Genomic DNA, 13,927 nt, shown 5'->3' with positions numbered 1-13,927 from the left:
CGCTTATCCACGTCTGGATAGTTGTCGTCGATGGTGGATCATCGCAGAAGATTCCACCATCGACATTGAGTGCTTGAGCAAGAACTACAGCTTGCGAAATTCCCGCTGCAGGGTGAACTCCCTGGATGTCACCAGCTTCTCGATCCGCTGAACTCTGGGCTCCAGCGCGTCAAGTTCCTGCGCGATGCGGCCCAGCGCCTGATGAGGGGTGATCCCCGCCTGCCAGCTGCGCGCTTTCATCCGCACCTCGGCAAAGTCGGCATCCTCTTGCGAATAGAGGGTGACCGGCTTTTTGTCGAGCAGAACCAGGCAGCGATATAGGCGGTGAAGGTAATGAAACCGGCGAAGATAAGGCCACTGATGGCGAGCAGCCGCACGATCCAGGTCTCCACCCCGAAATACTCAGCCAAACCGGCACAGATCCCGGCTATCTTGCCACGCTGGGGATCGCGATAGAGGTTGCGCCCTTCACGACTGACACTGCTCATACCTTGTTCCTCCAACCGGGTACTTCCGCATCCAGAATCGATTCCAGCGCGCCCACTCGCTCCTGCATCTTCTCGGTGCGAGCCAGCAGCCCTTGCAGCTGTTCCCGCTCGCTATCGGCAAGACCGGCGCCAATGCGCCCCTTGGCACGATAGTGCAGCACCAGCCAGATGGGGGCCACCACCACCATGAAGACCACCATGGGAACCATCAATACGCCCAGCAGATCTTCCATCTGTTACTCCCCCTGTTTGCCTTCGCTTTTGCTGTCGCCCTGCCCCAGCTTCTGGCGCATGGCTTCCAGCTCACGACTTATCTGATCGTCCACTTCCAGCTCGGCAAACTGCTGCGCCAGCGCCTTGTCGGACTGTCCCAGATCGGCGCGCGCTTCCATTTCGTCGATGCGACGCTCCATCCGCTCAAACTTGCTCACCACCGCCTGGCTCTCGCCACGGGCTACCTGGCTCTGCACATTGAGACGGCTGCTGGCCGCTTCGGTGCGAATGGCCATCGCCTTTTGACGGGCGCGGGCATCTTCCAGCTTGGCTTCGAGCTGACGGATCTCTTCACCCAGCTTCTCGATGCCACTGTCGACCGCCTGCTGCTCGCGGTAGAGGGTCTCTGACAACTCGGTCTGTTTCTTCTTCTCGATAAGGGCGGCGCGGGCCAGATCTTCACGTCCCTTGGTCAGGGCCAGCTCGGCCTTGGCTTGCCACTCGTCGACCCGCTCCTGATGGCGGGCGACCTGACGACCAATCTCTTTCTGGCTGGCGAGGAAGCGGGCCAGATTGGAGCGCTCCTTGACCAGCTCGTCCTCCATCTCCTGGATGATCAGGCGCACCATCTTCTGGGGATCTTCTGCCTTGTCGAGCAGGGCCGTCAGGTTGGAATTGATGATGTCGGCCAGACGGGAAAAAATACTCATGATTGCACTCCTGTTATTGGCATGGCGTTATTTCTCCATTGACAATGGCAACTTGTGTGCCAATCTGGAACAAAATTTAACTTGTTGATTTATATGGGGCAGAATAGCCGGATTGCAAGATGCCTCGCGCAAGAGATGATTAAAATCACCAACTTTTGGTAAGATTGACCAGCTTTTACAACTGACAGGGATCACTATGACCACGGCCACGGAAAGCCTGCTGGGGGAATCCAACGCATTTCTCGAGATCATTGAGCAGGCCTCACGGCTCGCCCCGCTGCGCAAACCCGTGCTGATCATCGGTGAGCGGGGGACGGGCAAGGAGCTCATCGCCCACCGCCTACATTATCTCTCGGCGCGCTGGGATCAAAGCTTTGTCACCATCAACTGCGCCACTCTGAGCGAGAGCCTGCTGGAAACCGAGCTGTTCGGTCACGAAGCGGGGTCGTTTACTGGCGCCGCCAAACGCCATCAGGGCCGCTTCGAGCGGGCCGATGGCGGCACCCTGTTCCTTGACGAGCTGGCCACCACCAGCGCCCGGGTGCAGGAGAAGTTGCTGCGGGTCATCGAGTATGGCGAGTTCGAGCGGGTGGGCGGGGCCAAGCCCCTCAAGGTGGATGTGCGGCTGGTCTGCGCCACCAACGAGGATCTCCCTGCGCTGGCCGACAAGGGGCAGTTTCGCCACGATCTGCTCGACCGACTCGCGTTTGATGTGATCACCCTCCCCCCCTTGCGGGAGCGGCGGGAAGATATCCTGATGCTGGCGGAGCACTTCGCCCACAGCATGACCCGGGAGCTGGGCTATCCACTGTTTGCCGGTTTCTCGCGCAAGGCGACCCAGTTGCTACTGGATTACCACTGGCCGGGCAATGTGAGAGAGCTGAAGAACGTGGTGGAGCGCAGTATCTATCGTCAGGGCAATCCCCAGCTGCCGCTCTCGACACTGGTGCTCAACCCGTTTGATTCCCCCTGGCGACCACAGGTCACGCAACCTGCGCAAGAGGCCCGAAGCGAGGTACAATCTGCATCCCCCCTTGCCTTGCCGCTCGATCTCAAGCAGGCGGTGGCGGAGTACGAGATTAATTTACTCAAGCAAGCGATGCAGCAATCCCAGTATAATCAGCGCAAAGCCGCTCAACTGCTGGCCTTAAGCTATCACCAGTTCCGTGGCATGCTACGCAAATATCAGCTGCTGGATGGCGATAACGATGCAGAACAAGAGTGAAGGAGCGCGGTTGATGCCGACTCCAGCAACACGCCAGCCTTCGCGCTGGCACATTTGTATCAAAACGTGCGTACAAAACCCCTATAAGAACATGGTTCAACAATGAGAATGCTCACACCCTTGCTGCTGGGTCTGCTGGTGCTGGTCACCGGCTGCCAGAAGCAACCCGAGGCCTCCAAAACCGGACTCATCTATTGTGCTGAGGGATCCCCCCTCTCCTTCAATCCCCATGTTTCCAACTCCGGGGTGACACTGGATGCCAGTGCCCGTCCGCTCTACGACCGCCTGCTGGAGGTGAACCCCAACACCCTGGCGCTGGAACCGGCGCTCGCCACCAACTGGCATGTCAGCGAGGATGGCCTCACCTATACCCTGACCCTGCGCAAGGGGGTAACGTTTCACCATACCCCCTGGTTCAAGCCCACCCGCACTTTCAATGCCGATGACGTGGTCTTTACCTATGCCCGCCAGCTGGACGAGCAGCACCCCTATCACAATGTCTCCGGCGGCGATTACCCCTACTTCTACAGCCTGGGGCAAGATCTGCTGATCAAGCGGGTGAGCAAGAAGGGGCCGCAGACGGTGGTATTCGAGCTGAATCAGCCGAACGCCTCCTTCCTCGCCACTCTGGCCAGCGACTATGCGGTGATCCTCTCCGCCGAATACGCCGAGCAGATGTTGCAGGCGGGCACGCCAGCCCTGCTGGATAGCCGCCCCATCGGCACCGGGCCGTTCAGCTTCAAGGAGTATCGCCACAACGAGTTCATTCGCTATCTGCGCCATCCCGGCTACTGGGGTGGCGATGCCAAGATTGAACAGCTGGTCTACGACATCACCCCCAAATCCGCCAAACGGCTGGCCAAGCTGCTGACCGGCGAGTGCGACGTGATGAGCACCCCTTCCGCCAGCCAGCTCTCGGTGATCAAGCAAAATCCGGCACTGAGCCTCTCGGTCCAGTCGGGGATGAACGTCGCCTTTTTGGCCCTCAATACCCGCAAGCCGCCGTTCAACAACGTCAAGGTGCGTCAGGCCATTGCCAGCGCCATCAATATCGACAACCTGCTGCAGGCGGTCTATTTCGATACCGGCCTGCCCGCCAACAGCCTGCTGCCGACCCTCTCATGGGGGTACAACCCCAGCCTGCCCGAGCGCAAACCCGATCTGAAACGGGCGCGCCAGCTGCTCAAGGAGGCGGGTCTGGAGAAAGGGTTCGAGATGCAGGTGCTGGTACAACCGGACGCCCGCCCCTACAACCCGGATGCGGTCAAGACCGCCCAGCTGATCCGCAGCGATCTGGCCAAGGTCGGGATCAAGCTCAAGATCGTGCAACGGGAGTGGCCGGTGATCGAAGGCCGCCTCACCAAGGGGCAGTACGACAGTCTGCTCTCCGGCTGGATTGCCGACAACGCAGATCCGGACAACTTCTTCCGCCAGCTGCTGAGCTGCTCGGCAGTGGAGCGCGGCAACAACTACAGCCGCTGGTGTAGCCCGGCCTTCGATCAGCTGCTGGATGATGCGGTCACCACGCCCCAGCTCTCGTTCCGGCTGCGTAACTACTACTATGCCCAGACCCTGCTCAACGAACAGCTGCCGCTGATCCCGCTGGCACACGCCTTGCGTACCCAGGTCAGCCGCAGCGACATCGAGGGGCTGACGCTGATGCCCTTTGGCGGCACCTCCTTCAACCAGGCTCACAGGGAGTAAGCATGCTTCTATACACCTTGCGCCGCATCAACCTGCTGCTCATCACCCTGCTGGCGCTGACCTTTGTCGCCTATCTGCTGGACTATCGGCTGATCGGCAATCAGCTCAGCTTCTGGAGCGGCTACCCCGATTTCCTGCGCCGCATTTTCGCAGGTGACCTGGGGCTCTCCAGCGTCTCCGGGCTGCCGGTGCTGGACGAGATCCGCCACTACTTCCCGGCGACCCTGATCCTCTGTCTGGCGGCGTTCGCCATCTCGCTGCTGGTGGGGATCCCTCTCGGAACCCTGGCGGCCCTGTCACAGGGCAAGACGCTGGATCTCTCCATCATGACTGCCGGTCTTATCGGCTATGCGGTGCCGGTGTTCTGGCTGGCGCTGCTGGTGGTGATGCTCTTTTCGCTGGATCTCGGCTGGTTGCCAGCCTCCGGGCAGATCAGCCTGCTCTACGACGTCCCCCCCATTACCGGCATCGCGGTGATCGATGTGCTGCTCAGCAACGAACCCTGGCGGCAAGCGGCGCTGCACGATGCCCTGCGCCACCTCATTCTCCCGTCACTGGTGCTGGCGGTGGTGCCCACCACCGAGGTGATCCGCCATGTGCGCAGCTCCCTCATCGACGTGATGAAGCAGAACTACATCAAGGCGGCGGCGAGCCGGGGCCTTTCCAAGGCGCAGATCGTCTGGCGCCATGGTCTGAAGAACGCCCTGCCGCCGGTACTGCCGCTGCTGGGTCTGCAACTGGGTAGCGTGCTTACCTCCGCCATGATCACCGAGGTGGTGTTCGAGTGGCACGGGATCGGCCGCTGGCTCATCAGCAGCATCGCCCTGCAGGATTACGCCGCCATTCGCGGCGCGACCCTGGTAGTGGCCAGTTTCGTGATCCTGACCAGCGTCAGCACCGAGTTGCTGACCACCCTTATCTATCCGGCACGGCGCAAAGAGTTGTATGCCAAACAAGATTAAACGCGCTCATGGCGTGACCAGGAGCCAGGTATCCTATGCAAGATAAATCGAACATCTATCCCGAGCTCAAGATCCTCTCGCCCCTTGAGCAGACGTGGGCCTCCTACAGCCGCAATCCGCTGGCGATGGCAGGGCTATGGTGCTTTTTGCTGTTGCTGCTCATCACGCTGGTGGGGCCGCTGGTCGTCCCCTACGGCATTGATGAACAGCACACCGACAAGCTGCTGCTGGCCCCCTCGTGGGCGGCGACCGGCAACATCGACTACTTCCTCGGCACCGACGATCTGGGGCGCGACATGCTCTCCCGGCTGGTGGTAGGGGCGCGTCTCACTTTCGGCTATGCGCTGGTCGTGGTGGTGATCGCCATGGTGGTGGGCTCCGCCATCGGTATCCTCGGCGGCATGAGCAAGGGGCTTAAATCGAGCGTGCTGCACCACCTGCTCGATACCCTGCTCTCCATCCCCTCCCTGCTGATGGCCATCATCATGGTCGCCATCATGGGGCCGGGTTTTGGCAATACCCTGATTGCTATTACGCTCGCTTTGATCCCGCCCTTTATCCGGGCCACCTATAACGCAGTGCATGCCGAGATGCAGAAGGAGTACATCACCGCCAGCCGCCTCGATGGCTCGCCTCCCTTCCGGATCATGCGGCTGGCTATTTTGCCCAACATTGTCGAGACCCTGGTGGCCCAGACCACCCGCACCTTATCGGCGGCCATTCTCGATATCTCGGCGGTCGGTTTTCTTGGCCTCGGCGCCCAATCTCCCCAACCGGAGTGGGGCACCATGCTGGCTGACTCGAGCGATCTTATCTATCTCGCCCCCTGGACCGTCACCTTGCCCGGCATAGCCATCCTGTTCAGCGTGCTGGTGACCAATTTAGTTGGTGAAGGCATTCGTGAAGCACTCAAAGAGGGGAATGACTGATGCCGCTGCTCGACATACGCAATCTCACCATCGAGATCGACACCCCGCAAGGCAAGGTCAAGGCGGTGGACAAGGTGAGCCTGACCCTGACCGAGGGGGAGATCCGCGGTCTGGTGGGTGAATCCGGCTCAGGTAAAAGTCTGATCGCCAAAGTGATCGTCGGCATCGAGAAGGACAACTGGACGGTACGTGCCGACCGGATGCGCTTCAACGACATGGATCTGCTGACCATGGCCCCCAAGGAGCGCCGTCGCATCATGGGTCGCGAGATCGCCATGATCTTCCAGGACCCCATCAGCTGTCTCGATCCCTCCGAGGAGATCGGCACCCAGCTGGAAGAGGCGATCCCGACCGATTCGTTCGAGGGACAATTCTGGCAGCGCTTCCAGTGGCGCAAGAAGAAGGCCATCGCCCTGCTGCACCGGGTAGGCGTCAAGGATCACCGCAAGGTGATGCGTGCCTATCCCCACGAGCTGTCGGATGGCATGTGCCAGAAGGTGATGATCGCCATGGCCATTGCCAACCAGCCGCGTCTGCTGGTAGCCGACGAGCCCACCAGCGCCATGGAGTCCACCACCCACTCCCAGATCCTGCGACTGCTGGACAAGATGAACAAGCTGGGCAATACCACTATCCTGATCATCAGTAACGATATCGCCGCCATCGCCAACCTGACCGATACCATCAACGTGATGTACTGCGGCCAGATGGTGGAAGTGGGCACACGGGAGCAGATCCTCGAGACCCCGCATCACCCCTATACCGATGCCCTGCTCAAATCGATCCCCGACTTTGACAAGCTGGTGCGCCACAAGTCGCGCCTCGAGACCCTGCCCGGCGTCATCCCGCCGCTGCAACACCTGCCCATCGGCTGCCGTCTGGGGCCGCGCTGCCCCTACGCCCAGAAGCAGTGCGTGCAAACTCCGTTGATGAACAAGATCAAGGGCCATCAGTTCAGCTGTCACTTCCCGCTGAACATGGAGGAGCCGAAAAAATGATGACCGTTAATGCCCCCATGAAGGAGCCCCGCTTGTGATCGAGCCGTCCCTGTTGCAGGTCAGAGGCCTTAGCAAAACCTACCAGAACCGTACCGGTCTGTTCCGTCGTCAGGCGGTGGAGGCGATCAAGCCCCTCTCGTTTGATCTTGAAGTGGGCCAGACCCTCGCCATCGTCGGCGAGGCAGGCTCCGGCAAGAGTACCCTCGCCCGCATTCTGGCTGGCATGATCGAACCCACCAGCGGCGACATCGCCATCGACGGCCACCTGATGGTGCATGGCGATTACCAGACTCGCTGCAAACTGCTGCGGATGATTTTTCAGGATCCCAACACCTCGCTGAACCGCAAGATCCGGGTCGGCCAGATCCTGGAGACGCCGCTGCGTCTCAACACCGAGATGACCGAGGAGGAGCGCCGCGAGAAGGTGGTGCAGACCCTGCGCATGGTGGGGATGCTGCCGGATCACGCCCTGTTCTATCCGCAGATGCTCTCCTCCGGTCAGCAGCAGCGGGTGGCGCTGGCGCGCGCGCTGATCCTCAACCCCAAGATAGTGGTGGCCGATGAGGCGCTCTCCACCCTGGATATCTCGGTGCGCTCCCAGATCATCAACCTGCTGCTGGAGATGCAGGAGACCATGGGGCTGAGCTATGTGCTGGTAGCCAACGATTTGGGCATCGTCAGCCATATCAGCGACGAGGTGCTGGTGATGCACGAAGGTCGGGTGGTGGAGCGCGGCAAGACCCTCAAGGTGTTTGCCGATCCCCAACATGAGGTGACTCGCCGTCTCATCCAGAACTACAACAACGAATACCGCAAATAGAGAGGCGCAGACCGCCTCCTTTGCCGCTGTTTTCGCCGCGCTCACACGGCGAGATCAAAAAAGCCCACTGCATGCAGTGGGCTTTCTGTTACCGGCGTTGCTGCTTAGGCTTGCAGCAGCAGACGGTTGATGCGGGAGACGAAGCGCGCCGGATCGTTCAGCCCGCCCTGCTCGGCCAGCTGGGCCTGTTCGTGCAGCAGGGTGACCCACTCACCGAACAGTGCCTCGTCTTCAATGGTGTCGAGTTTCTTCACCAGCGCATGGTCAGGGTTGAGCTCCAGAATGTACTTCTGCTCCGGTACCGGCTGGCCGGCCGCGCGCATCAGCTTGATCATCTGGGTGCTCATACCGTAGGCGTCGGTGACGATGCATGAGGGGGAGTCGGTCAGACGGTGGGTGACACGCACCTCTTTCACTGCATCGCCCAGGCTCTTCTTGACCCGCTCCACCAGACCGGCGTTGGCCTTTTCGGCCTCTTCCTGGGCCTGCTTGGAGGCTTCGTCTTCCAGATCGCCGAGATCCAGTTCGCCACGGGTGACGGAGATAAGCTGCTTGCCGTCGAACTCGGTCAGGTGGCTCATCAGCCACTCGTCCACGCGCTCCCACATCAGCAGCACTTCGACACCCTTCTTGCGGAAGATCTCGAGGTGCGGGCTGTTCTTGGCAGCGGCATAGGAGTCAGCAGTGATGTAGTAGATCTTCTGCTGGCCTTCCTTCATGCGACCAACGTAATCCTCGAGAGAGACGGTCTGGGCTTCGCCCTCGCCAGCGGTGCTGGCAAAACGCAGGAGCTTGGCGATCTCTTCGCGGTTGGCGTAATCCTCGGCCGGGCCCTCTTTGAGCACGTTACCGAACTCTTTCCAGAACTTGGCGTACTTCTCGGCATCGTCTTTTGCCAGCTTGGAGAGCATGGTCAGCACGCGCTTTGAGCAAGCCTTGCGCAGAGAGGCAGTCACCTTGTTGTCCTGCAGGATCTCGCGGCTGACGTTGAGCGGCAGATCGTTGGAGTCCAGCACCCCTTTGACGAAGCGCAGGTAGGTCGGCATAAACTGCTCGGCGTCATCCATGATGAAGACGCGCTGTACGTAGAGCTTCAGACCGTGTTTCTGCTCGCGGTTGTAGAGGTCGAACGGTGCGCGGGCCGGTACGTAGAGCAGGCTGGTGTACTCCTGCGCCCCTTCCACCCGGTTGTGACCCCACAGCAGCGGATCTTCAAAGTCGTGGGCGACGTGCTTGTAGAACTCCTGATACTCCTCGTCCTTGATATCTTTCGGGTTGCGGGTCCACAGTGCCGTGGCGCGGTTGACCTGCTCCCACTCGCCCGGGGTGCCGACGATGGTCTCACCATCCTCTTCGCGATCCGGGGTGCCCTCTTTGAACATCTCCACCGGCACGCTGATGTGATCGGAATACTTGCCCACCACGGAGCGCAGGCGCCAGTCGTCGAGGAACTCGTCCTCTTCGGCACGCAGGTGCAGGATGACGTCGGTACCGCGACCCTCTTTGGTTACGTCAGCGACGGTGAAGGAGCCTTCCCCTTCAGATTCCCACTGTACGCCCTGCTCCGGAGCAGTACCGGCGGCGCGGGAGACCACGGTCACCTTGTCGGCCACGATAAAGGCGGAGTAGAAGCCGACCCCGAACTGACCGATCAGCTGGGAGTCACGTCCCTGATCGCCGGAGAGGTTTTTGAAGAATTCTGCGGTGCCGGACTTGGCGATGGTACCCAGGTGCTCAATCACCTGATCGCGGGTCATACCGATCCCGTTATCGGAGATGGTCAGGGTACGCTTCTCTTTGTCCACCACCAGACGCACACGCAACTGGCCGTCGTTTTCGAACAAAGAGGCATCGGAAAGCGCCTTGAAGCGCAGCTTGTCCGCCGCATCGGATGCGTTGGAGATCAGCTCGCGCAGGAATACTTCTTTGTTGGAGTAGAGGCTGTGAGCCATCAGGCTCAGCAGTTGTTTGACTTCAGTCTGAAAGCCGTGGGTTTCGGCATGAACACTTTGGGTCATGGACCAATCCTCAGAAACATCGGGTTGAACATATGCCCAACCTAGATGGGGACAGGGATCCAAATATCAAGGGGGCGAATGTGCAATCCTGCTCATTCGCCCCCTGTTGGCGTGTGACCGCCTATTTTATGTTCAGTTTTTCGCGACTTGCCTGCCGCCACCCTCCCCTTACTTGAGGCGCTGGCGCCCCATCAGGGAGTGGGAGAGCGTGGTGCCATCCACCAGCTCCAGCTCGCCGCCCACCGGCACCCCGTGGGCGATGCGGCTCACCTCTACCCCGGCAGCACGGGCCATATCAGCGATATACCAGGCGGTGGCATCCCCCTCGATGGTAGGATTGGTGGCGAGGATCAGTTCGCTGATCGCCTCATCTTTCAAGCGGCGCTCCAGAATATCGAGCCCCAGCTCCTCCGGGCCGATACCATCGAGTGGCGACAGATGGCCCATCAGCACAAAGTAACGACCGGAAAACTGGCCTGTCTGCTCGATGGCGGCCACGTCCGCCGGGCTCTCCACCACGCAGAGCAGGCCATTCTCTTCCCGCTTGGGATTGGCGCAGATATCGCAGCGATCGTTCTCGGTAAAGGTGCGGCAGTGGCTGCAGTGACCGATCTCGGTCAGGGCGCGGGAGAGCAACTGGGCCAGACGCAAACCGCCGCTGCGCTCACGCTCGAGCAGGGTAAAGGCCATCCGCTGGGCAGACTTGGGCCCCACCCCAGGCAATACCTGCAGGGCTTTCATCATCTCATCGAGCAGGGGACTGAACTTCATAACACTCCTTACACAGGCCTGCCCCTCGCCACCACCAGGGCCACGACGGGTCAGCAAAACAGGATAACGCCATTGGCGCAGGACTATACCCGAGCCCGCCGCCCATCGCCATAGGCTTGCCCACAGCGCCAGCAAAAACGCGAATAGCAAAAAGCCCCGATGTTTCCATCGGGGCTTTGCAATTTGGCGGTGAGGGAGGGATTCGAACCCTCGATACGTTGCCGTATACACACTTTCCAGGCGTGCTCCTTCAGCCACTCGGACACCTCACCAAATTTTGGCCTGTGGTTTAACGTGTTCAGCCAACACGGTGTTCGCTGCGCTGTTGCGCTGGAACGGGGCGTAATTTAGGGGAAAGCCCCGCCCGCGTCAACGGCTTTTTTCACCTGGCGAACCGTTCGAACACTTAATGCACAGATTCCGGTGCGACCTGGATTTCCGGCAGGTTGAGGAAGCCGGAACGTTCGCATTCGGCAACCAGTTCGTGGGTTGCGGCGATGGTGCTTTGCACGAACAGCAGGAACTGCTCGACGCTGAGTCCGGCCTTGGTAAAGACGGTGTGGCCGACCACCAGCCGCGGCAGGTTGTCATCGATGATATCGAGGAACACCTTGAGGGAGGGGTACTGCATATTGAGTCGGCCCAGTTCGGCAACCAGCGGCAGCATTGCGGAGGGGCGCACTTCCAGCTCGGAGGAGAACAGCAGGCCTTCCTCTTCCACGAAGATCCGACTCTCCTGAATACCATCGACCGACTGCAAAGAGACAATGTGGATACCGTGACACTGGTCGCAGACATAGTGCTCGATACGAGCCTGTTGCAACCAACGCATTATCATTTCGGAGCTGGGGATATTCATCATTTCCACGACAAGATTGGGATCAAGGGGCGCAGTCTAAACCAATTTGCTATCAACAAAAAGCACGCCAACCCGATAACCCTGCGGCTCGCTTCTTTTTGGCAAGCGCTATGCATATACTCAGCCAAATCCACGATGATGCTTGCCCCACAGGGGGCCCCATGACTATCCAAGAAAAGTATCGCCTTCATCTGAAATCACTCTCGGATGAGCTGCTCACCCTGCAAAAACCCATCCGCATTCTGGATGCCATCAAATGGCCACGCCATCTGCAGGATCGCTTTCTGGCAAGCGGTGGCAGGGAGCTGCCCGCTATCGACAGGCACTTCTATGATGCCCTCCCCCTCGGCTTCGATCCGCGCAACAAGTATCTGGAGCTCAAGGAGCTGCGGGACCGGATCCGCAGAAAACTGGGGCCACAGGACGATCTTGGCCGGATCCTGCAAGAGACGGTCGATCAGTACATGGTGGTGATCGAGATGCTGCGCCAGCGCGGCCAACCCGATTTTCAGCGTTACAGCCAGCTGCTTTATGGCTCTGCCAGCGATCACCTGCGTGGGGATCGCAAGACCCTCAAGGAGCTGGGCGCCCGCCTGTGCGATATCTTCTCCCTGCCCGGCGCGCGCCATCTGGTGCGCCCCTACCCCAAGGAGTTCGAAGGAGAAGCCGCGGTCGCCAAACTGCAGGGCAAGCTGTCGAGCTACTTCAGTGACGGCACTGTGCAGGTGAAGCTGAGCGATGGGATTGTCTCCGATGCCGCTGCCGGGGGCGACTACATCAAGCTCAACTCCCACGCCCGTTTCTCCGAGCTGGACTTGCAGGTGCTGGAGGTACACGAGGGGTGGGTCCATGTCGGCACCACCCTCAACGGTCGCCAGCAGCCCTATGCCACCTGGCTGAGCGCCGGTTCACCGCGGATCACCGCCTGTCAGGAGGGGCTGGCTGTCCTGATAGAGACCCTCACCTTCAGCTCCTTTCCGGATCGGGCCAAGCGCATCTCCGATCGGGTGATGGCCATCGACATGGCCGAGCGCGGCGCCGATTTTATCGAGGTGTTTCAGCACTTCGTGCAGCAGGGCACCAGCGAGCACGACGCCTACAAGATCACCCAGCGGGTCTTTCGTGGTGGCATGGTGCGCGGCGGCGCCTGCTTTACCAAGGATCTCTCCTACGTGCGTGGCTATGTGGAGACGGTCAACTTTATCCGCAGCGCCGTGCTGGAAGGGGTGCCCGAGATCCTGCCGATGCTGTTTGTCGGCAAGGTGACACTGGATGACATTCCGGTGCTCTATCAGCACTATCTGGAGGGGCTGATCGCCGCCCCCCGCTATTTGCCACCGATGTTTCGCGATCTCACCGGGCTCTATGTCTGGTTCGGTTTTGCCTCCGGCATGTCGCTGGTGGATATCGGCCGGGTACAGCACCATTTTCGCCAGCTGTTTCAACGCCTGCCGGTGGCCGACCCCATCATTGCGCCGGTGGATATCGAGATCGACTGAACCACAGCGATACAAGTTGGGGAAAATAAAAAGGGCGCCAGATTGGCGCCCTGCTCGACGATTCAAATATCGCAGCCGAATTACTTGTAGGCCCGACCTTCGAGATAGTGTTTGCGACAGAGCGATACATAGCGATCGTTGCCGCCGATCTCCACCTGTTCGCCATCACGCATCACCTGCCCCGCTTCGTTGACCCGGGAGTTCATGTGAGCCTTGTTGCCACACCAGCAGATGCTCTTCAGCTCTTCAAACTTGTCGGCCAGACAGAGCAGATGGTAGGAACCGGGGAACAGCTCACCGCGAAAATCGGTCTTGAGGCCATAGGCCATCACCGGAATATCCTGCTCATCGACGATGCGGGCCAGCTGGTAGACCTGCTCACGGGTCAGGAACTGGGCCTCGTCCACGATGAAAACATCGATATGTTTCTTCGCATGGCGCTCTTTCACCATTTCAAACAGATCGCAGCTGTCGCTGAACACGTCCACCTTCAGTTCAAGGCCTACCCGGGCACTGATCACCCCGACCCCGAAACGGTCATCGATGGCTGGCGTCATCGCCAGAGGATGCATGCCCCGCTCCAGATAGTTGAAGTGCGCCTGAATGAGCTGGGTGGATTTGCCTGAATTCATGGTGGCAAATTTGTAGTGCAGTGAAGCCATGATACTGTTCCGAAACTGAATTTATGGGGCGCATGCTAACCAAAGCCCCTGACAAAACCAAGGGGCCCG

The 13,927-nt window shown here is 59.9% G+C and carries 13 protein-coding genes, 1 tRNA gene and 1 pseudogene; 7 read left to right on the top strand and 8 right to left on the bottom strand.

Annotated features, from left to right (window positions below; translation table 11 throughout):
- Nucleotides 1-84: 84 nt before the first annotated feature.
- The 3 genes and pseudogenes from pspC to pspA all read right to left on the bottom strand — a co-directional run bounded on the left by pspC (nucleotide 85) and on the right by pspA (nucleotide 1,411).
- Nucleotides 85-488, bottom strand: a pseudogene (pspC, locus tag ACTG2T_RS18580) (envelope stress response membrane protein PspC).
- Nucleotides 485-721: an envelope stress response membrane protein PspB gene (gene pspB / locus ACTG2T_RS18575; RefSeq protein ID WP_005333672.1), complete on the bottom strand. Its 237-nt coding sequence runs from the start codon at nucleotides 719-721 to the stop codon at nucleotides 485-487. The pseudogene pspC and the gene pspB overlap by 4 nt, the downstream one beginning before the upstream one ends.
- Nucleotides 722-724: 3 nt before the next feature.
- Nucleotides 725-1,411 carry a phage shock protein PspA gene (pspA, locus tag ACTG2T_RS18570; RefSeq protein ID WP_005361184.1) on the bottom strand — a complete coding sequence of 229 codons (687 nt, stop codon included), beginning with the start codon at nucleotides 1,409-1,411 and terminating at the stop codon, nucleotides 725-727.
- A gap of 196 nt (nucleotides 1,412-1,607) precedes the next feature.
- On the opposite strand from pspA, the gene pspF reads away from it, so the two are divergent.
- The 6 genes from pspF to ACTG2T_RS18540 all read left to right on the top strand — a co-directional run bounded on the left by pspF (nucleotide 1,608) and on the right by ACTG2T_RS18540 (nucleotide 8,049).
- The gene (pspF, locus tag ACTG2T_RS18565) at nucleotides 1,608-2,636 is read left to right on the top strand and encodes a phage shock protein operon transcriptional activator (RefSeq protein ID WP_005333674.1); all 1,029 of its coding nucleotides are present in this window, start codon (nucleotides 1,608-1,610) and stop codon (nucleotides 2,634-2,636) included.
- 108 nt (nucleotides 2,637-2,744) lie between these two features.
- A complete protein-coding gene (sapA, locus tag ACTG2T_RS18560; protein ID WP_041202111.1) occupies nucleotides 2,745-4,340 on the top strand; it encodes an ABC transporter substrate-binding protein SapA in 1,596 nt (531 codons plus the stop codon).
- 2 nt (nucleotides 4,341-4,342) lie between these two features.
- A complete protein-coding gene (locus ACTG2T_RS18555; protein WP_021231386.1) occupies nucleotides 4,343-5,302 on the top strand; it encodes an ABC transporter permease in 960 nt (319 codons plus the stop codon).
- 35 nt (nucleotides 5,303-5,337) lie between these two features.
- Nucleotides 5,338-6,231: an ABC transporter permease subunit gene (locus tag ACTG2T_RS18550; RefSeq protein ID WP_005333677.1), complete on the top strand. Its 894-nt coding sequence runs from the start codon at nucleotides 5,338-5,340 to the stop codon at nucleotides 6,229-6,231.
- Nucleotides 6,231-7,229 (top strand): peptide ABC transporter ATP-binding protein, encoded by a 999-nt coding sequence (locus ACTG2T_RS18545; protein ID WP_005333679.1) that lies wholly within the window; start codon nucleotides 6,231-6,233, stop codon nucleotides 7,227-7,229. Before ACTG2T_RS18550 ends, ACTG2T_RS18545 begins: the two co-directional genes overlap by 1 nt.
- Nucleotides 7,230-7,263: 34 nt before the next feature.
- Nucleotides 7,264-8,049 (top strand): peptide ABC transporter ATP-binding protein, encoded by a 786-nt coding sequence (locus ACTG2T_RS18540; RefSeq protein ID WP_216948463.1) that lies wholly within the window; start codon nucleotides 7,264-7,266, stop codon nucleotides 8,047-8,049.
- Between the two features lie 104 nt (nucleotides 8,050-8,153).
- On the opposite strand, the gene htpG is transcribed toward ACTG2T_RS18540, so the two are convergent.
- From htpG to ACTG2T_RS18520, 4 genes are all read right to left on the bottom strand, one after another.
- Nucleotides 8,154-10,067, bottom strand: a complete 1,914-nt coding sequence (gene htpG, locus ACTG2T_RS18535) for a molecular chaperone HtpG (protein WP_330124541.1) — start codon at nucleotides 10,065-10,067, stop codon at nucleotides 8,154-8,156.
- Nucleotides 10,068-10,235: 168 nt separating this feature from the next.
- Complete coding sequence (recR, locus tag ACTG2T_RS18530) at nucleotides 10,236-10,838, bottom strand: recombination mediator RecR (protein WP_005346280.1); 603 nt, start codon at nucleotides 10,836-10,838, stop codon at nucleotides 10,236-10,238.
- A 184-nt stretch (nucleotides 10,839-11,022) separates the two neighbouring features.
- Nucleotides 11,023-11,110: transfer RNA gene (locus ACTG2T_RS18525), tRNA-Ser, on the bottom strand.
- Between the two features lie 134 nt (nucleotides 11,111-11,244).
- Nucleotides 11,245-11,700 (bottom strand): YbjN domain-containing protein, encoded by a 456-nt coding sequence (locus ACTG2T_RS18520; RefSeq protein WP_005337119.1) that lies wholly within the window; start codon nucleotides 11,698-11,700, stop codon nucleotides 11,245-11,247.
- A gap of 158 nt (nucleotides 11,701-11,858) precedes the next feature.
- Here ACTG2T_RS18520 and ACTG2T_RS18515 point away from each other — a divergent pair, with 158 nt between their 5' ends.
- Complete coding sequence (locus tag ACTG2T_RS18515; protein ID WP_330124540.1) at nucleotides 11,859-13,196, top strand: flavohemoglobin expression-modulating QEGLA motif protein; 1,338 nt, start codon at nucleotides 11,859-11,861, stop codon at nucleotides 13,194-13,196.
- Between the two features lie 80 nt (nucleotides 13,197-13,276).
- Here the strand turns inward: ACTG2T_RS18515 and ACTG2T_RS18510 are convergent, their stop codons facing one another.
- Nucleotides 13,277-13,858 carry a thymidine kinase gene (locus tag ACTG2T_RS18510; RefSeq protein WP_005337121.1) on the bottom strand — a complete coding sequence of 194 codons (582 nt, stop codon included), beginning with the start codon at nucleotides 13,856-13,858 and terminating at the stop codon, nucleotides 13,277-13,279.
- Between the last annotated feature and the right edge of the window lie 69 nt (nucleotides 13,859-13,927).

The organism is Aeromonas sp. 75A (assembly GCF_051919425.1).
Lineage (GTDB): Bacteria > Pseudomonadota > Gammaproteobacteria > Enterobacterales > Aeromonadaceae > Aeromonas > Aeromonas veronii.
This window is presented reverse-complemented; position numbering and strand designations above follow the sequence as displayed.